General features: G+C 44.4%; 14 protein-coding genes. 7 read left to right on the top strand and 7 right to left on the bottom strand.

The features are described 5' to 3' along the window. Positions 1–5 precede the first annotated feature (5 nt). The 4 genes from ACX5J7_RS15045 to ACX5J7_RS15060 all read right to left on the bottom strand — a co-directional run bounded on the left by ACX5J7_RS15045 (position 6) and on the right by ACX5J7_RS15060 (position 4,678). Positions 6–1,199: an ISL3 family transposase gene (locus ACX5J7_RS15045; RefSeq protein ID WP_498707407.1), complete on the bottom strand. Its 1,194-nt coding sequence runs from the start codon at positions 1,197–1,199 to the stop codon at positions 6–8. A gap of 268 nt (positions 1,200–1,467) precedes the next feature. Next, positions 1,468–1,677, bottom strand: coding sequence for an alpha/beta hydrolase (locus ACX5J7_RS15050; RefSeq protein ID WP_348680731.1), 210 nt, complete (start codon positions 1,675–1,677; stop codon positions 1,468–1,470). Between the two features lie 122 nt (positions 1,678–1,799). After that, complete coding sequence (locus ACX5J7_RS15055) at positions 1,800–3,152, bottom strand: GAF domain-containing sensor histidine kinase (RefSeq protein ID WP_498707408.1); 1,353 nt, start codon at positions 3,150–3,152, stop codon at positions 1,800–1,802. Then, positions 3,149–4,678: a DUF3369 domain-containing protein gene (locus tag ACX5J7_RS15060; RefSeq protein WP_498707409.1), complete on the bottom strand. Its 1,530-nt coding sequence runs from the start codon at positions 4,676–4,678 to the stop codon at positions 3,149–3,151. The genes ACX5J7_RS15055 and ACX5J7_RS15060 overlap by 4 nt, the downstream gene beginning before the upstream one ends. Before the next feature lie 323 nt (positions 4,679–5,001). Here ACX5J7_RS15060 and ACX5J7_RS15065 point away from each other — a divergent pair, with 323 nt between their 5' ends. Then, complete coding sequence (locus ACX5J7_RS15065) at positions 5,002–5,673, top strand: nitroreductase (protein ID WP_012518821.1); 672 nt, start codon at positions 5,002–5,004, stop codon at positions 5,671–5,673. Positions 5,674–5,728: 55 nt separating this feature from the next. Here the strand turns inward: ACX5J7_RS15065 and ACX5J7_RS15070 are convergent, their stop codons facing one another. Both ACX5J7_RS15070 and ACX5J7_RS15075 read right to left on the bottom strand, forming a co-directional pair. Continuing rightward, positions 5,729–7,621: a putative bifunctional diguanylate cyclase/phosphodiesterase gene (locus ACX5J7_RS15070; RefSeq protein WP_015067481.1), complete on the bottom strand. Its 1,893-nt coding sequence runs from the start codon at positions 7,619–7,621 to the stop codon at positions 5,729–5,731. A gap of 199 nt (positions 7,622–7,820) precedes the next feature. Continuing rightward, complete coding sequence (locus ACX5J7_RS15075; protein ID WP_498707411.1) at positions 7,821–8,975, bottom strand: iron-containing alcohol dehydrogenase; 1,155 nt, start codon at positions 8,973–8,975, stop codon at positions 7,821–7,823. A gap of 132 nt (positions 8,976–9,107) precedes the next feature. On the opposite strand from ACX5J7_RS15075, the gene ACX5J7_RS15080 reads away from it, so the two are divergent. After that, entirely contained in the window at positions 9,108–9,722 is a 615-nt protein-coding gene (locus ACX5J7_RS15080) for a LysR family transcriptional regulator (protein ID WP_498707412.1), read from the top strand. Between the two features lie 89 nt (positions 9,723–9,811). Then, on the top strand, positions 9,812–10,030 hold the full coding sequence (locus ACX5J7_RS15085) for a LysR substrate-binding domain-containing protein (RefSeq protein WP_498707416.1): 219 nt from the start codon (positions 9,812–9,814) through the stop codon (positions 10,028–10,030). Between the two features lie 66 nt (positions 10,031–10,096). Here the strand turns inward: ACX5J7_RS15085 and ACX5J7_RS15090 are convergent, their stop codons facing one another. After that, complete coding sequence (locus ACX5J7_RS15090) at positions 10,097–10,501, bottom strand: phosphate ABC transporter substrate-binding protein (RefSeq protein WP_498707413.1); 405 nt, start codon at positions 10,499–10,501, stop codon at positions 10,097–10,099. Between the two features lie 156 nt (positions 10,502–10,657). Between ACX5J7_RS15090 and ACX5J7_RS15095 the strand changes: the two genes are divergently transcribed. The 4 genes from ACX5J7_RS15095 to ACX5J7_RS15110 all read left to right on the top strand — a co-directional run bounded on the left by ACX5J7_RS15095 (position 10,658) and on the right by ACX5J7_RS15110 (position 18,004). Continuing rightward, positions 10,658–10,909, top strand: coding sequence for a hypothetical protein (locus ACX5J7_RS15095; protein WP_012518816.1), 252 nt, complete (start codon positions 10,658–10,660; stop codon positions 10,907–10,909). A 198-nt stretch (positions 10,910–11,107) separates the two neighbouring features. Further along, a complete protein-coding gene (locus ACX5J7_RS15100) occupies positions 11,108–13,027 on the top strand; it encodes a methyl-accepting chemotaxis protein (RefSeq protein ID WP_498707414.1) in 1,920 nt (639 codons plus the stop codon). Positions 13,028–13,443: 416 nt separating this feature from the next. Further along, a complete protein-coding gene (locus tag ACX5J7_RS15105; RefSeq protein WP_498707415.1) occupies positions 13,444–17,418 on the top strand; it encodes an ExeM/NucH family extracellular endonuclease in 3,975 nt (1,324 codons plus the stop codon). Between the two features lie 16 nt (positions 17,419–17,434). Beyond that, positions 17,435–18,004: a PEP-CTERM sorting domain-containing protein gene (locus tag ACX5J7_RS15110; RefSeq protein ID WP_483379700.1), complete on the top strand. Its 570-nt coding sequence runs from the start codon at positions 17,435–17,437 to the stop codon at positions 18,002–18,004. The last annotated feature ends 87 nt before the right edge of the window (positions 18,005–18,091 follow it).

Genomic DNA, 18,091 nt, shown 5'->3' on the forward strand with positions numbered 1-18,091 from the left:
AGCATTCACCTTACACGATTGATAACACCATCCCATCCGCAATGGGTCATCACTCTTATTCGATAATTTTCAAAGTTTCTAAAACCATACGCTCTTCTTGATATCATTTCCATTTTGTTGTGGAAGCCTTCAGTGATCCCGTTGTTTCGTGTAAAGCGCCACATGGCGATGATAGGTTGCAACCACGAAGTTAAGGTATTGGCCAGTGCACGAAGTGGACTGTGATGTAACTGTTCAAGCAAGTCTAAGAACCTCGGTAATGTCTTCTCCATTCGTTTTTCATTCATAGTCTTTAACAGCATATACCTGATGAGCTTCTGTTTGACCTCATACAGTGTTTTCAACACAGGATAGTCAGCTAAGTAGCGTTGTAGGTTGCTGTTTTTCTCTTCGCTTAAATGCCATTGATGTCGTCGCATTAAACTAAGTAAACCCCGATTTTTACGTCCTTCAGGGTGGTGTTGCTGCCACGCTTTTAAGAAGTGATGGTTTATCAAGCGCACCACATGAAAACGGTCAGCGACTATCGTAGCATTAGGGAAATAGCGTTTGGCAATACCACGATAGGTTTCCGATAAGTCCATCGCGATGAGCTTCACGTTTTCTTTATTGGGAAGGTGGCGTAAGTACGAGCGTAAACTTAATTCAGAACGTCCCAGTTTTACATCAAACACACTGCGATGTCGTAAATCTACAAACGTCGTCGCATAACCCTTCTTACGGGTAAAAAAGTGTTCATCTATCCCCAGCATCTCTGGGCAGGGACGACTGATAATCTCTTTATATTTTTGGCTGATGTGTGATTGGTACCAACGCTCTACCGTAGTGGGACTAATGCGATGTGTGCGTGAGATACCACGCTGCGTAACACCACCGTGGTGCGCTTCAAAGACTTCTAAGCGAAAGCACTCCGACGCCCGATAGCGTGGCCGGATCCCAACAAAAGGATGCCTGAAATAACGCCCACAGCATCGACAATGATACTTAGGTACCTTTAAATGTAGCGTTAGCACCTGATTACCTTGGCGCGTGTGCTTCACAGTACGCTTATGTGTGGCTTTTATGCGTAAATGTCGACTCTCACAATGCTTGCATAGCGGCTTTTTAGTGGGCTTTGCCCACACTTCAATAAAATCATGTCGATGAACACGTTCTATTTCTAACTCACTTATGCCTAAAATAGTACCTGCGTGGGACATCTGTACTCTCCATTAAATGATTCTTCGCAAAATCAGTTTAATGAATGCGGATGTCCCCCGTTAATGATGAAGAGCCAATAAACAGAAAAACTATACATGTTATACAGTACATGTATAAATTTTTAGAAAATCTATACATATGCAGTTCTATATTTATAAATAAGGAATGGACGTTAACTATGCGTGCATATACTCCACTGCTACCACTTGACAATATAGAACAATGGGAAACCCGCGCAGTACTCAAAAAGGCAGCAGAAGCTCACCGCTATCTGGCTGAATTAAAAGGTATTGCCGCCAGCATTCCCAATGAAGCAATACTAATCAATACATCGGCGTTTGGAATAAGTGCTTTGTATCTGGCCATCATGTGTGCGCCAGAAATAGGATCTATCATGCCAGCAGTTAGTCGAACCGGAACGTCGGCATTTTGAAGTGCAACTACCCAATGCTCTCGGTATTGTTTTCTTTGTTTCATATAGCCCAAAAGCAACTACATGTATTGGTGGCCATAGGTCTGTCGTAAGCACGACATTTAAACTATGCCGCGCTTCTTGTTTTGGTTCAATCAACGCAAATGGTTTATAAAGTAAAATAGCACTAACTTTCAACAGGTATACAAACCGTCACCGTAGTTCCTTCCCCTGGGGCTGAGATTAAGTCAATTTCTCCGTTAAACTTCTGTCGAACAAGATTGTATAAAATATTCAAGCCTAAACCCGTGCCACCTTTATCGCGTGCAGTTGTATAAAACGGCTCGAACACTTTTGTATGAAGCTCTTCAGGAATGCCTTTTCCATTGTCTTGAACGCTTATTACAACACCTTTGTCATTTTGGCTACAGCTTACAGCAACTTTGTTTATATCGTTGTCTACTGACGGACCAAAGGCGTGACGCTGCGCGTTCGATATTAAGTTCGTTAATAGCTGGGCAATAATGCCCGGACAAGTGGTAATTACTAATTTGGGCGTGACGTCTATAGAAAGCTCGATTTGCTCCTTGCGAAGCATGGGTTTTAATGGATTACAAACCCGTGGAATATATTCATCCAGCGCAATTTCCTCAATTTCTAGTGAGGTTTGATCGGCAGAGGTTCGCTTAAAGTCTTGAACTAAGTTCGCGGCCCGCACCAGGCTTGTTTCCGCTAGAGTTAATCCTTCAGAGCATATTGCTTCAAAGTCTTTAAAACCTTCTTCTGTTAACTCGCCATTCTCGAAATCTCGATAAATGTCTTTGAGCTCTTCTTTGCAGTTACTGACAGAGGTGAGTGCGATACCTAAAGGTGTATTAACTTCGTGGGCGATACCAGCTACAAGGTTACCTAAGGCAGCCATTTTTTCTGACTCGATAAGTTTTTCTTGGGCGGCCTCTAGCTCTGCTGTGCGATCTTTTACTTTTTGTTCTAACGTTTGATTCGCTTCTAGTAGTTGCGCTTCATAATCAGCGCGTTCATTAGCGCTTACCGCGCGGCCATATAGGTCAGCCAAAGAGGCGGCAAATACCATCTCATCAGCCTCCCAGTGTCGCGCTTCACCTTGATGCTCACAACAAATTATTCCTATCATTTTACCTCTGTGTCGAATAGGAACATCAAGCATTGAACTAATATTTAAAGGGCCGAGGTAGACGTCAGCAAACTCGAAGGTGGCAACATCTGTTAGCGCGTTGTGAGCGGCTATGGTTCTCCCAGAGTCTAGGGCTTCGAAATAGTGTGGGAAATCTTTACGGGTGAGCACCAAGCTTTCGCTATCAAGGTCGTTCCCTTTATCGATTAATAGGGTACATTGAACAAGTGTTTGCTGTTGGTCGTATAGCCAAATACCCGCCCGCGTAATTTTCAACCCTTCGCAGACGGAGTTGATAATAAGCCGTGACGCCACATTCAATTCACCTTTATCAATATCTTCGCTTTGGCTAACACGTAGTAAAATTAACTCTAATGCTTCTTTCATTCATCTTCGTCCGGTTCTAACGCGCGTATTTCTAGTATTCTGTCGAAATGTTCAAGCATGATATGGGTAATTAGTGGGTCAAACTGTTTGCCTGCGTTTTCCACAAGGTAAGCTTTTACGTCTTCCTCGCTCCAGGCAGGCTTGTAACAGCGCTTAGATAGTAGGGCGTCAACCACATCAACAATGGCCATAATGCGGCCCTCAATGGGAATATCATCGCCCGATAAACCTTCGGGATAGCCATTGCCGTCCCACCGTTCGTGGTGAGTCTTGGCAATGATGGCCCCCATTTTTGCAACAATGCGATCCGAGTCGGCAAGCAAGTCATAGCCTTTTTGCGCATGGGTTTTCATAATCTCCCATTCTTCTGGGTCAAGCTTGCCCGGCTTGTGCAAAATGGTTTCAGGAATACTGATTTTACCCACGTCGTGAAGCGCCGCTGAGTATCGAATGGTGTCAATTAACTCTCTACTCATGTGGAGTTTTTCTGACAAAAACTCAGTCATTAAAATAACCCGCCTAACGTGGCCGCCGGTTTCTTTGCTTCGCATTTCAATGGCGTCGCTAAGCACCATGATTAGCTCTTTCTGGGTTTGCTGGATATCTTCTTTTTGTGTGAGATTTTGAAAAATGATAGCCACGTTAGATGCAAACATTTCCAAGGTTTTGCGTTGAAGGGCGTCTAACGGTTCATTAAGCTTCACATACAAAATGTTGTGGCTGTCTTCCCCTGTAGGGTAATAACCAATAAAACGGTCTTTCGTTTGAAGGTGCGTTTTGCTTAACAGAACTTGGTTGACTTCTTCAGCAATGCTTTCCGGAATCTGCTTTGAGATGCCGGGCTCACACAGCCCAATTAAATCGCCACTGGCCCCTAACACCGTCATAGTGGTATCACCATAGAGGTCAGTGTGCTGGGTAGACAGGTAGAGCACTGAATTATTTAAATTTAAAAGGGTCAGCGTTTGTTTAAGCACCGCTGTCCCAAATTGGGCCAAAGACTGGCTGGCCAATACAGATGAAGAGGATTTAAGCACGTCCTCCATTCCACGTTTACCTTGCTCTATGGTCTGGATATCACGATAAGAGCGAATGGCGGTGTAAACACAGGATTTCAGTTTTAAAGAAGAAAGCTCAGTCTTTGCTTTGTAATCATTAATATCGTACCGACGGATAACATCTTCTTCTGGGGCTTGGCCGGGCTGACCAGTTCGTAATATAAGGCGGCTAACATGGTTATTAAGCTCGTTTCGAATGGCGTCTACCAGTTTTAACCCAGCATCGTCGGTTTCCATCACTACATCTACAAACGCCAGCGCGATGTCGGGGTGTGCTTTGAAGAGGGCTAAACCTTCTTCTCCACTGTGGGCAGATAAAAACTCTACGCCACGCTTTTCAAAAGTAAATTTGCGCAGCGTTAACTTGGTAACTTCATGTATTCCCTCTTCATCGTCGATAATCGCTATTTTCCAAGGGGCTAGACGCGGAGCGGATTGTTCAGTTTTTGATTTCTTAAATAGGGACATACGTAAACAACAAGGCTTATTTTTAGTTTAAACGTATGCTACGAATGCGATTATCGCAAATTGCCAAAGCCTGATTTAATCGAAAGTTTAACTTTTCCCTGTCGTCCGAGAGCGTTAATCGAGGGAAGCAAATAGAACGTCGAATACAGTTGTAGATTCTTAAATGCGTTAAAAAAGGAAAGCCATCTTAATTTGAGTTGTTGAATATACATCTATAAAAACAAACAATCTTAATAAGGTGCTGACGCTATTGAACACTCAAGTCCTACTGTTTACTCTAATTTAACAATTTGGCTTGAAAAACATAGGGTTTAAGGACGTTCATGAATTTTGCGGAATTTGCAGCATCGAGAAAAAGTGTACGAGGGTTCACAAAACAGCCCGTTACAAAAGAAACGGTAGACGCAATTATCAACGCCGCGAAGTGGGCGCCGTCATCTTACAACACACAAACATGGAAAATTCATGCGGTAACTGGCGATGTCCTCGATAGAATTCGCGAAGGCAACACCAAAAATACGCTTGAAGGTAAGCCGCACGTTCGTGACTTTCCTTATAAGGAAGACTACGAGGGTATTCATCGTCAGCGCCAAATTGATGTGGCTATTCAATTGTTCGACGTGATGGGAATATCGCGTGAAGACAAAGAAAAGCGTATGGATTGGATGATGCGAGGCTTCAGGCAGTTTGATGCACCCGTTTCGCTGGTTCTCACATATGATAGGTCTCTAGAGCCCGCTGGAATAACCCAATTTGGCCTAGGGTCACTAGCGTATGGCATTGTTCTAGCAGCGTGGGATTTAGGGTTAGGTTGTGTGATAAACGGTCAGGGTATCATGCAGTCTGAAGTGGTACACCAGTGCGCTAACATTCCCGATGATGAAGCCATTATGATTTGTATTGCTTTAGGCTATCCCGACCCTGATTTTCCTGCTAATGACGTGCGCTCTACCCGCGCCGATAACGAAGAGTTTGTAACTTATCATGGCTTTTAAATAGGCAGTAAAAGCAACGCTCCAATATCACTAGCCGGCGTAGCCTAATAACTTTTTACCGCTGGTTAGTGGGGGATTGCGCTTCAATTAGCCTTTCAATTTGTTCCGCTGGTACAGGCTTACTCCAATAGTATCCTTGACCAATGTCACAGCCCATTTCAGTAATCTTTTTTAGCGCAGCTTCATTCTCAATACCCTCTGCCACGGTTGCCATACCTAAACTTTCAGCGATACTTATTATTGCTGTGACTAAGGGCACATCTTTTTCGTCAAAGCCCAATGTATTGATAAAAATACGATCTATTTTTAATTTTTGGGCACTGAATGTACGAAGGTAATTAAGATTGGAATACCCAGTACCAAAATCATCAATTGCGAACGTAACGCCAAGGCTTTTTATTTGCTCAAGCTGTTGAATAACATTGCCATTGTCGTCGGCCAAAATAGATTCTGTTAGCTCAAGCTCTAAATGTTCTGGAGCTAGCTGGGAAGTTTCTAACGCACCCTTTACGATTTGTGGCAGATTACCGTCTTTGAACTGTGCAAATGATAAATTCACCGCAATGGATAACTCGCTATTACCATTTTGTTGTTGCTTAGCGCAAAACATACAGGCTTGGTTTAAAACCCATGCACCTAGCGTGTCTATGAGACCGCTGCTTTCAGCTAGCGGGATAAATCTATCGGGGAAGATCATAGAGCCATCTTCTTGAGGCCAGCGCAGCAAGGCTTCAAGTGCACATATGTTACCCGTCTTTAAATCGATGAGGGGCTGGTAATACACCGCTAACGCATTTGCTTGAACTGCAGGGCGCAATCGTTGAATTAGCGAAAACTTTTCATCACTTTCTTCGTCAAAACGCACATCGTAAAACTCAAAGCGATTTCTGCCATTGCGTTTAGCCTCATACATGGCGATATCGGCCTTTCGGCATAACTGCTTAAACTTGACGCCATCGTAAGGCGCTTGCGCTACGCCTATAGAGCCCGATACAACGATTTTTGTTTGTAGTACTTCAAATTCCGACGAACACCATTGAATTAAGTTCTGACACAAATTTTCAATTTGAGAGCGCGTCTTTATCTGTGCCGCGAGAACAATAAATTCGTCACCACCAAACCGAATAAGGCATTCGTTCGCTGTCAGGTTGTCGGTAATAGTTTGAGATATTTTTTGTAAAAAACGGTCTCCGGCGGCATGGCCTAATGCGTCGTTGACGGGCTTAAAATTATCTAAATCGATAAACAATACCGCAAGCTGCAAACCACTTTCTTCGCTCTCGCGCAGTTTTTCGTTAAACAAACGTTCCCCCATAACCCTATTTGGTAAATTGGTTAGTGGGTCGTGGTGCGCAAGGTGTTGAATATGGGCTCTATTCTGCTCGACTTTTGTGTACTCCCGCTGCAGCGAAGCCATTAGCCGTCGTATATCCTGAACTAAAACAAATACGCTAAAGCCCGTTACAACAAAGATAACGATGACGAAAAGCAGATGAGACCACGAGAGTACAGGAGGATGGGGGGCCACTACACCGTGCATAATTAGCCAAGTAAGCCCGATACATTGCAGCAGGACCAGCGAGAGAACTGTGCCAAATAGCGCTACGCCGCCTAACAATGCCGCAAAAATAATTACGCCAGGGTAGCCAAGCATGGCTATATCAAACACGCCGGCTCCCGTTGCTGAAAGCGCGAACAACATTGATGACATGGCGCTTAGAAGAAGGTAACTGCTGGTGGCCACATAACGCTTGTAAGCGAGAACTGCACTAAGTAATAAAGATAATATACCCACAAGAAAGATGTCGAAGGTTATCCCTCTCGCTGCAAGTAGTGACGCAAATAGCCCACAGCCGGTTACAACGCTTATCTGAATAACACGTTGTCTGCGAATTGAGAGTAGATCAGTGATATTCACTGTGGAGGGGAATAAGTTAATAACCTGCATTCTTCCATTTGTAAACTAGGCTCTAACCAACTGTAATCGTAACTTACAAAAAAGCAAGTGTCGAAGCAGGCTGGGGGCGACAGCAGGGCAATTAAAAACACCTAAATGCAAGGTTAAAAAAAAAGACAGCAAAGCTCGTAGGCTTTGCTGTCTTAACGAGGTGCGTAGTTTCACACGCTACTACAACTTAACTCGTTATTTAGGCGGCTAGTGTTAGGATTTCACGGGCTTTTACCAGGTCAATGTCGCCGTGTTCACCAAGGGCAGTCAAACCATTGCGCTCTAGATTTTCAACAAGCCCATCAATGGCAGACTTTTCAATGTCGTAGTCTGATAGACGAGTTTTAATCTGCATAGATTCGAAGAAGTCCTGTACGGCTTTTATGGTTAGGTCGATAGCTTTGTCTTTGTCATCTTCTTTAATACCAAATACGCGCTCACCTAACTGCAAGATTTTTTCTTGTTTCTTGTCGCGTTGCACGAACATCAGTGAAGGCAAGACAATTGCTAGGGTTACCGCGTGATCAAGACCATGCAGTGCAGTAAGTTCGTGACCAATCATGTGCGTGCCCCAATCTTGTGGTACGCCCTTGCCAATTAGCCCGTTAAGCGCCATTGTGGCTGACCACATGACGTTTGCACGTACATCGTAATCTTCTGGCGTAGCCAGCGCTTTAGGCCCTTCCTGAACCAGTGTTTGTAAAATACCTTCAGCAAAACGGTCCTGAAGCGGCGCATTCACAGGGTATGTAAGGTACTGCTCAATTACGTGAACGAAGGCATCAACCACACCGTTCGATACCTGGCGCGGTGGCAGTGAATACGTGAATTCTGGGTCAAGAACCGCAAAAACAGGTTGTACTGTTTCTGAAGAAAAAGCGCGTTTTTGCGAGGTTTCTTTACGGTTTACCACCGAATTGCCGTTGCTCTCTGAACCCGTTGCAGGAAGTGTTAACACTGCGCCCACTGGTAATGGGTTTTCAAATGCCGCGCCTTTTATCAATATGTCCCACGGATCGCCTTCAAAATTTACCGCCGCGGCAATGAATTTAGCGCCGTCAATAACGCTACCGCCGCCAACCGCTAAGATAAAGTTTGCTTCGTTTTCGCGAGCAACCTGAACCGCTTTCATAAGGGTTTCGAACTCAGGATTGGGCTCAACGCCTTGAAACTCTATAACGTCGGCACCTTCCAGTGCGGTATTAACTTTGTCGTAAATACCATTCTTTTTTATAGAGCCACCACCGTATAAAAACAGAACTTTTGCTTTTGCTGGCAGGCGCGAAGACACTTCACTAAGCTGGCCTTTGCCGAATAAAATTTCGGTTTGATTTTTAAATGTAAAATTAAGCATATATTGCCTGTCCTTAATTATTTAGCGAATTTCGCTGTGTATAGAATTTGATGGCATCTTAGAGTGATTGGCTTAAATGCAGAAGTCAGATAAATTAGTATGAGTCATCAAAAATCTGATGGGTAATGATTAATGTCTTATTTAACTCAGCTTAAAACCTTCGTAGAAGTATATCGAAGTGGGAATATTACACGTGCTGCATCGCGCCTGCATATGTCACAGCCGGCAGTGACATCACACATCCAAGCCATGGAGAATATTGTTGGCAAAGAGCTGTTTGTGAGAAAAGCGCGGGGAGTGCAGCCGACACCAATTGCCGACGATTTAGCCCTTCAGGTGGCCAGCCATATTGATACGTTAGAGCAAAAGGTCGCGTCTATACGCAGTAGAGCATCCACCGACCACGGCACGTTACATCTCGCCGGGCCGGCAGAATACCTTAGTTCGGTAGCGGGGCCAGCGCTTGCTAACCTACTGCAAGCCGATAAGGTGAACTTAGTTATTCATACAGGCAATAAAAATAACACCTATGCGTTGCTGGAAAATGATGTTGCCGAACTTGCTATCACCGCATCAGAACCGACGGATGCAATGTATGAATACCAAATGTTAGACAAAGAGCGTTTAATTCTGGTTATGAATCGAGTTCAAGGAAAGCTTCTCAAAGATGAAGAAATAACCGCAGCGCTATTAAATCAGCATAAACTTGTAACCTACGACGAGCAACTTCCACTGATTCGCCGTTAGATTCGCCGTTAGTTTTTCAGAGGTTTTTTAACGCGCCATGCGAGTCGCCGGTTGCTGCTGTATGCCCAGATATTCGTGCAATAAGCAGCATTGTAAAAGCCGGTATTGGTTACTCAGTGTTACCAGACTATCTGTGTAAAGAAGGGATAGCGAAAGGCGAGTTAACACCGCTTGGTAAAAGCGGGCCTGAAAATGAAATTTATCTTGTTTGGAAGAAAGGGGCGTTAGGCAATCCTAGGGTAGATTTTGCTAAAGACGTGATTATGGCATTTGCCAACATCAATCATTTCGCTAACTACCCCGATTGAATAAGCAGAATCGAAGCGACGCGAATAAATAATGTGGCGTCGCTCTTACTGCAAATGTGAAACTACCTAAAATGTACCCACTACTTTGACGTTACTGTCCACTTTACTTTCGTCAATAAAGCCGATGGTATTTGGGTTAGTAGCAACAAGGTTAAGCATTTCATCTTCGGTCGCTATCATCTCTGGTGGTGTACCCCTACCCGTAAAAACAAGCTTTGACCAAAATGCAGAGTATTGAGACTCAGATTTACCCAGTACATTATTATTGAATGCGTTTCTTGTGTTATTGCCTTGTTCAAATGTAAGCGGAATAGCACGGCTGCCGTCAGGAAATGCTTTTACCTTACCTAAATAGATTTTCTTTACCGTATCGATGTCTATTCCAGAATTATTGTTAGCGTTAACAATTACTGCGGTGCCGGCATAGAGTGGGGTTGACAACAAAAAACACAGGGCTGCAATTATCTTCATTGATATTACCTTCATTCGCTACTCGTCAACGGATGCTGTGTTGAGGAGTCGTTGTTACACTAGGGCGGACTGCCCAGTATAGAGTATAACCAAGATTAGTAATTTGTCGCACTTCGACAAAAGATGAAATTTAAAAATGGAGCAACTAAGTTAGCTATGGCAAAACCCAACCCAAAAGGTCCCGTAAGAACCGTACAAATTTATTGCGCTAAGTGTAAGTTTCAGTTGTTTAAGTATCGTAAAGGCGGCAAAGGGGCCTTAGTTAAATGTTTCAAAGAGCGCATTGTTGAGGATTACACCGAAAAAGAGGGTATTTGCCCGTCCTGCAAAGGGCAGTTTGCTAGAAACGCAATGATTCGGGGCGCGCCGGCATTTAAAATCGTGGGTGGGAAAGTTCACATGAAGTAGTTGTAGACGTTAATAGGCTGTCAAATTCTCAATTTTTCATGAAATTATAAACGATTGGATAATTTGCCTTAATGTCAAAATAGCCTAAATTCAATAAAGGCAATTTTACGTTGTAATACTGGCTTTTTATTAGGTCGTTGGATTTAGTGCTACTCAAAGGAGTGAGGAGTTTTAAACCTTGTTAAACTGAGAACATACATGTCTATTCAAAGAAAGTTTTTATTTTCTATCTCTGCTGTCATTGCTTTACTCGCGTTAATAGTCGCTACGGCGACGGTCATAACAACGTCGTCAGCTATATCTGATCAGGTCCAAGAACAAAAATCCAATACTGCAGATAGGCTGGTAAATATTCTCACGATCACCGATGCCATAATGCTAGAGCGTGTAAAAAGCAGTATGTCGCTGCTTAAACTGCGCGCAGACGCGCTTGGCGTGCCAAATCAAGGTGACTATGTAAGCGTGAAGAATACACAGGCACGCCAGGTGCGATTAGGTTCGGCCCCTCAGGCCAACTCTTTCGATTTAGTGGATAGCTTAACCGAGGTTATGGGCGGCACGGCTACCATTTTCAGTAAGACTGGTGACGATTATATTCGCATTAGCACTAACGTGATAAAAAATGGCGAGCGTGCCATAGGCACAAAGTTAGCGCCAAACGGCAAAGCCATTAAGAAAATAAACCAACAACAGGCTTACTACGGTGCAGTCGATATACTTGGCAGTCCCTATCTTACCGGTTATGAGCCCATGTTTAATGACGCCGGCGAGGTTATTGGTATTTGGTACGTCGGGTATTCCGCCGATTTGCAGGTGCTCGAGCAAGCAATAAAGCAAAGTCATGTATTAAAAGAGGGGTTTGTAGCGCTACGCGATGCCAAGGGCAATATTCGAATGCATTCATCCCATGTCGATAGTAAAGAAGTTGCTAACGCGCTAGCGAACAATGACAACTGGATGGTGACAGACGTTCCTTTTTCTCCATGGGGCTATGACATCATTCTCGCCGCTTCTACCGCGGAAAAATCTGCAATGGTAAGAAATGCCGTGCTTAGCGTGGTTTTTAAGATAGTACTAGCCAGTGCTGGTGTGCTTGTTACTATTTGGCTTTTAGTGAAATATATTGTGGGACGGCCTCTAGATGAGTTTATTGGTGTAGTGAATAACCTTTCTTCAGGCGAAGGGGATTTAACCTTTCGTTTCCAAGCCTCCCGGAGTGATGAATTTGGCATCATGGCCCGCGCATTTAATGGCCTTTTAAGTCAACTGCAAGACACGCTACAAAGTGTCGATGTGGCCACTGACCATATGCTGGCTAAGTCAGAAGCTCTCAATATTACCGCCATGCGTTCACAAGAGTCTGTCTCTCAGCTTAGTCAGGAAACTGACTCAATAGACAATGCTATTTCGTTAATGCAAGAAAACGCAAGAACCGTGTCTTCGACAATACGCAGTTCAAGTGAAGCTGCGCACGCGGCCGATCAAGATACAAGGAATAGCGTGAGCGTGTTGGCTGAAACCATTAATGATATTCAATCGCAAGCGAATGATGTAGACGCTTCTGTGCAGGTGATAGCCGAGTTAGCGCAGGCAAGCGAAGAAATTAGCGGTGTAATGGAAGTAATTAGAAATATTGCCGAACAAACGAATCTTCTCGCGTTAAACGCTGCGATAGAAGCCGCACGGGCGGGTGAGCAGGGAAGGGGGTTTGCGGTCGTGGCCGATGAAGTGCGCTCTTTGGCCAGTAGAACGCAATCTTCGACCGAAGAAATTCGTATTATGATCGAACGGTTACAGCAGGGCAGTCGTGTGGCCTCTGAAAAAATGCAGCAAAACAAAGAAACAGCGTTTAAAACCGTGGAAACGACTAAAAACGCCGGAGATTCGTTAAAGCAAGCGCTAGACGCAGTCGCGCGTATTACCGCACTTAACCAAGATGCCTCGACGATGGCAGAAGGCCAAACCTCGGTGGCTGATGATGTAAACAAAGGGTTAAATAGTATTCAGCATGTAGGCAGCGCGAATAGTGATTACGCAAAAGAAGTGGTTGATAACTGTGACGCTCTGGTTCAGCAAATAAAAGAAATGCAAATGCAGCTGCGCCGTTATCACTTTTAAGTGACAACGCAGTAATGTATGGGGCGGAAACTTGCTTCTTAAAACGTCGTTGGGCGCTTCTTACATTCAGAGCATTAAAATAAAGGTACGGTAAAGCCAGCCTCGTCTTTACTATTTAATAAATAACGCCAAAAAGAGCGCCTGATGTGCGCTCTTTTTTTGTGCATAAAACGGTAATATGCACCACGATAAACCATTTAAATGTTTCAATTTTGAAACATTTTAGATATGTGACAAATCAACTTTCCCTGTACCAAGGTTTAGTAGAGTTAATAAACAAGTAAACTTATTTTAAACGCTTAAGTTTATGAATTTATTGAAGTGTGACGTTTATATTATTATTTTCGTTAACTGCTTGCTGTGTATACGTATGTATATGAATTTATACCTTCCTTATACAAAAAGCGGAAAGCAAAATGATTAATGAGGGTAACACACAAAAGTACACGCTGAGAAAGTCAGCAAAAGTGATCAATGCACTATTAGCCGGGGCATTATCATTCGGCGTAATATCGCTAAACGCAGGTGCAGATACGCTATGGCAAGAAGATTTCGAAGCCAGTGAGCTGCAAGGCAAGGGCGCCACTGGCCCCATCGAAATAGGAACTAATGTCACTATTGAAGATGTAAGTCGCTGGTCAATTGATGTTTCCACGGGTGAATTAACGGCAACGTCAGACTGGTTTCGCGTAGCAAATGGCGCAATGCAAGCGCGTGATGTTGATGGCGAAGTGGTGTGGCAAAGTGAGTCTATAGACATAACCGGTCAGGGTGACATTACTATCGACGCTTTGTTATCTAAAAGCGGCACCATGGAAGAGGCTGACTATATAGACGTTTTCTATTCCATCGACGGTGGGGCGTTTGAACTTATTGCGCCTATCGCTGGTAGTGACCACACAGTAAAAGACGATTTTGAGAACGGTAACGTTTCGGCTGCTATTGGCAGCGGGAGCAGCCTTGTTCTTAAAGTTGCTATGGCAAACAACGCAGGATCCGAATATCTAAACCTTGAAAGCATTTCAGTTAGCTCGTCTGGGGCGACAGACGGCGGCGATACACCTGACGAAGGCGGTGAACCTTCAGGCGAACTGCTTTTCTTAAGCGGCACCTGTTTTAACTGTCCAGATCTAGAGGCGATTAATTTAGCGAGCGACTTTGTTGCTTCAGACTATTACGCCACGCTCGATACGGCCATAGCCAATGGTGAAAGTGCACAAACATTAAAAGAAACAACGCACACAATCATTGAAAATGGCCATCGTACGCTATCGTATTCAGAGGTGTGGACCGCGTTAACTTACACTGATGAAGACCCTTCAAATACTGAAAACGTCATTTTGTTTTACAAGGGCATATCGCAAGATAAATTTACTAACGGAAGCGGTAGTCAAAGTACTAACCAAGACAATTGGAACCGCGAGCACGTTTGGGCGAAAAGTCATGGCTTCTCAAGCACAAGTTTAACGGCTTATAGCGACATCCTGCACCTACGCCCTACTGACATTTCAGTTAACAGCTCACGCGGGAATCTAGATTTTGACTTCAGCGATAGCGCACTTTCCGAAGCGCCAGCAAACCGCGTAGACAGTGACTCGTTTGAACCACGTGACGCGGTAAAAGGTGACGTTGCTCGCTCAATGCTTTACATGGATGTGCGATACGATGGCAATACCGCGGGTGATACGGAAGAAGACTTAGTCTTGCTGAATCGCTTAACCACAACTGACGAAGCGGCCTTCGGCAAGCTTTGTGTTCTGCTTCAGTGGCATGAAAGCGATCCAGTGGATGAATTCGAACGTCGCCGTAATGAACGCGTTTATGAATTCCAAGGTAATCGAAACCCGTTTATTGACAAGCCGGAACTGGCCTCGCTTATCTTCAACGAAAGCTGCGATGGCACTGGCGGTGACACAGGAGACGACACAGGTGGTGACACAGGTGGCGATACAGGAGGCGACACAGCACCATCAACCAATAGCGTTTACATTTCAGAGTATATTGAGGGTGGTAGCTTTAACAAAGCGATAGAGCTTTTCAATAGTTCTACTCAGCCTGTAAGCCTATCTGGCTATGAGTTGGTACTACTTTCAAACGGCGATACCGCCGATGCAGACCGTAAAGTTTTAGCGCTAGAAGGCGAAATTCCTGCAGGTGGTGTGGCAACCTTTGCTCATGCAGATGCCGATGCCTTACTGACAAGTGGTTCTACCCTTAGCAGCTTCGTAATAAATTTTAACGGCGACGATTACGTTGAGTTGGTATACAACGGCCAAGTGGTAGATGCACTAGGTACTTACGGCGTTAGGACTAATTGGGGTAAAGACGTCACGTTAGTGCGTAAGAGTTCCGTGACAGGCGGAAACGCTAACCGAAACCCTGCTTTTACTACTGATGAGTGGGATAGCTTTCCTAAGGATACGCTAAGTAATTTTGGCTCCCATAACGGTTCAGTAAGTGAACCTACTGACCCAACCGACCCAACCGACCCAACCGACCCAACGGATCCCATCACTGAAGTGGTACTCATCAGCGCAATTCAAGGCGACGGCGAGGAGTCGGCACTTATTGGCAGTGATGTCATTGTTGAAGCGGTCGTCACAAAAGTGGTGCCTGATATGAGCGGGTTTTTCGTTCAGGAAGAAGCAGCTGATTCGGATGACAATACATCAACATCTGAGGGTGTGTTTGTTTACGCAGGTTCATTTAGCCTACCTGTAGCGGGCGATGCGGTGCGTTTACAAGGTACAGTAGGTGAGCGCTTTGGTGTAACTCAAATCGCTTTATCTGCGGATGTAGAGGTTACGGGGTCTGGTAGCAGCGTGCTTTACACGTCAGTTGCTATGCCGTTTAGCCCGGGTACTGATTTAGAAGCACTAGAGGGCATGCATATTAGTTTTGAGCAAACGCTCAAAGTCTCTGATATCTACAATCTTGGTCGCTACGGTCAGTTCAACGTGTCGTCTCAGCGCTTAATGATTCCTACTAACCAGTTTGTAGCAGGTTCACAAGAAGCGTTGGCGCTAGCTGAAACCAATGCACGAAACACCTTATTGGTTGATGACGGGAAAACATCACAGAATTTGGATGATATTCCGTTCCCTGTAGGTGGTTTATCGCACAACAACCCGCTGCGTTTGGGTGACAGTGTAGAAGCCCTTGAAGGTGTATTACATTATGCCTTTGGTGCTTACAACCTTATCCCTGTTGGTGATATCCAAACTGTACGTACTAATCCGCGGATTGCTGCACCACAGTTAAACGCTATCGGTGATGTAAAAGTGGCTAGCTTTAACGTGCTCAATTACTTCAATGGCCCGGAATTCCCGACCTCTCGCGGCGCAGATTCAGTTGCTGAGTTCGAACGACAGAAAGCGAAAACCATTGCTGCTATTGTAGCGATGAATGCCGATGTACTTGGCCTTGTTGAAATTGAAAACGATGGTTATAGCAGTGAATCGGCGATTGCGACATTAGTTGACAGCGTTAACGCTGAACTAGGCAGCGATGAGTACAGCTATGTTGCTTTAGAGTCTCAGCTAGGCGGTGATGAAATTGCTGTAGGTATTATCTATAAACCAGCAGTAGTTTCACTTCAGGGTAACCCTGTTACTTCATCTAGCGCACCGTTTGACTATGGTAACCGTCAGCCGCTATTACAAAGCTTTAGTGTGAACAGCAATGGCGAAGACTTTACCTTAGCGATAAACCACTTTAAGTCGAAAGGAAGCTGTGGCAGTGCTACGGGTAACAATGCCGATTTAGGTGACGGCCAAGGCTGCTGGAACGAACTGCGTACTCAAGCAGCACAAGGCATTATTTCACTTGTTGAGCAAAACAGCGATATTTTGTCTGACCGCGTTATCGTTATGGGTGACTTGAATGCCTATGCGAAGGAAGAGCCTATCCTTGCGCTTGAAGAGGCTGGCTACAGTAACTTGGTTAACTTCTTTGATGGCGATAACGCTTATTCGTATAGCTTCGGCGGCGAAATGGGTTATCTCGACCACGCTTTATCAAGTCCATCGTTAACTGAATATGTGGTAGACGCAACGGTATGGCACATCAATGCCGATGAACCTCGTGTATTCGACTATAACGTTGAATTCAAATCAGAAACTCAGCTTTCTAGCTATTATGGCGCTGATGCATATCGCTCGTCAGATCATGACCCGGTAGTGGTAGTGCTAAACTTCCCAGAAGAAGTGATAGTTGGAGATTTTGATGGTGATAACGATGTCGATTACAACGATATCATGGCCTTCTATCAACTGTTTTTACAAGGGCAAGCGACGGCTGAAAGCTACGATTTTAACGGCGACGGCCAAATCAGCTTCTTCGATATTCAAGCATTAATGGCGATGTGTACACGCGCTAACTGTGCAATTTAATTTTAGGAAAATAACAATGAAAAAATTCTTTTTACTAATAATGGCTGTCGCTACTTTCAACGCAAACGCAGCACTAATTTCGATTACAACAGATAAAGATACTTATAACGTTGGCGAAACGATTACAGCAACGGTGAGTGCTTCTGGTTTGTCATTAAATGGCGTTCAAACATACTTCTTCGGGTATGACATATCCGTTTTGTTTGATTCTCTGTTTGTAAGTTTAGACCCAACTACAGTTATGGACTTAGGCGCTATTGGTACGCCACTTTTTGGGCCTTTTAATGATTCTTCAGCTAATTCAGCGTCACTAAGTAGTGCTACATTTGCGCCTGTTGACCTTTTTCAAAATGGCAAAGCTGAGGTAGACATTTTCTCTTTTGTTTTAGTTGCGCTAAGTAGCGGAATGGTCGACCTTTCATTTTCTGAAGCTCAATTATCAGATCTTTTTGGAAATAATATTGTTGATAATGCTCCCCAAGGCACAAGCTTCACTGTCGCTCAAGTACCTGCACCAGGTACCTTTGCGCTATCTCTTTTAGCTCTAGGCGGTATGGTTTTCGCACGCAAACGTGCAAAGCAGTAAACCTTAAATACTTAAAAGCTAAGCCCAGCCAAGTGCTGGGCTTTTTTGTTTGCCCAGCGAAGCTGGCAAACCCGTCAGGTTGAAAGA

Source organism: Alteromonas infernus, assembly GCF_902705815.1.

Bases quoted from the DNA above. Each gene is read 5' to 3' on its own strand.
- ACX5J7_RS15045 (WP_498707407.1), bottom strand. From the start codon at position 1,199: ATGTCCCACGCAGGTACTATTTTAGGCATAAGTGAGTTAGAAATAGAA.
- ACX5J7_RS15050 (WP_348680731.1), bottom strand. From the start codon at position 1,677: ATGAAACAAAGAAAACAATACCGAGAGCATTGGGTAGTTGCACTTCAA.
- ACX5J7_RS15055 (WP_498707408.1), bottom strand. From the start codon at position 3,152: ATGAAAGAAGCATTAGAGTTAATTTTACTACGTGTTAGCCAAAGCGAA.
- ACX5J7_RS15060 (WP_498707409.1), bottom strand. From the start codon at position 4,678: ATGTCCCTATTTAAGAAATCAAAAACTGAACAATCCGCTCCGCGTCTA.
- ACX5J7_RS15065 (WP_012518821.1), top strand. From the start codon at position 5,002: ATGAATTTTGCGGAATTTGCAGCATCGAGAAAAAGTGTACGAGGGTTC.
- ACX5J7_RS15070 (WP_015067481.1), bottom strand. From the start codon at position 7,621: ATGCAGGTTATTAACTTATTCCCCTCCACAGTGAATATCACTGATCTA.
- ACX5J7_RS15075 (WP_498707411.1), bottom strand. From the start codon at position 8,975: ATGCTTAATTTTACATTTAAAAATCAAACCGAAATTTTATTCGGCAAA.
- ACX5J7_RS15080 (WP_498707412.1), top strand. From the start codon at position 9,108: ATGTCTTATTTAACTCAGCTTAAAACCTTCGTAGAAGTATATCGAAGT.
- ACX5J7_RS15090 (WP_498707413.1), bottom strand. From the start codon at position 10,501: ATGAAGATAATTGCAGCCCTGTGTTTTTTGTTGTCAACCCCACTCTAT.
- ACX5J7_RS15095 (WP_012518816.1), top strand. From the start codon at position 10,658: ATGGCAAAACCCAACCCAAAAGGTCCCGTAAGAACCGTACAAATTTAT.
- ACX5J7_RS15100 (WP_498707414.1), top strand. From the start codon at position 11,108: ATGTCTATTCAAAGAAAGTTTTTATTTTCTATCTCTGCTGTCATTGCT.
- ACX5J7_RS15105 (WP_498707415.1), top strand. From the start codon at position 13,444: ATGATTAATGAGGGTAACACACAAAAGTACACGCTGAGAAAGTCAGCA.
- ACX5J7_RS15110 (WP_483379700.1), top strand. From the start codon at position 17,435: ATGAAAAAATTCTTTTTACTAATAATGGCTGTCGCTACTTTCAACGCA.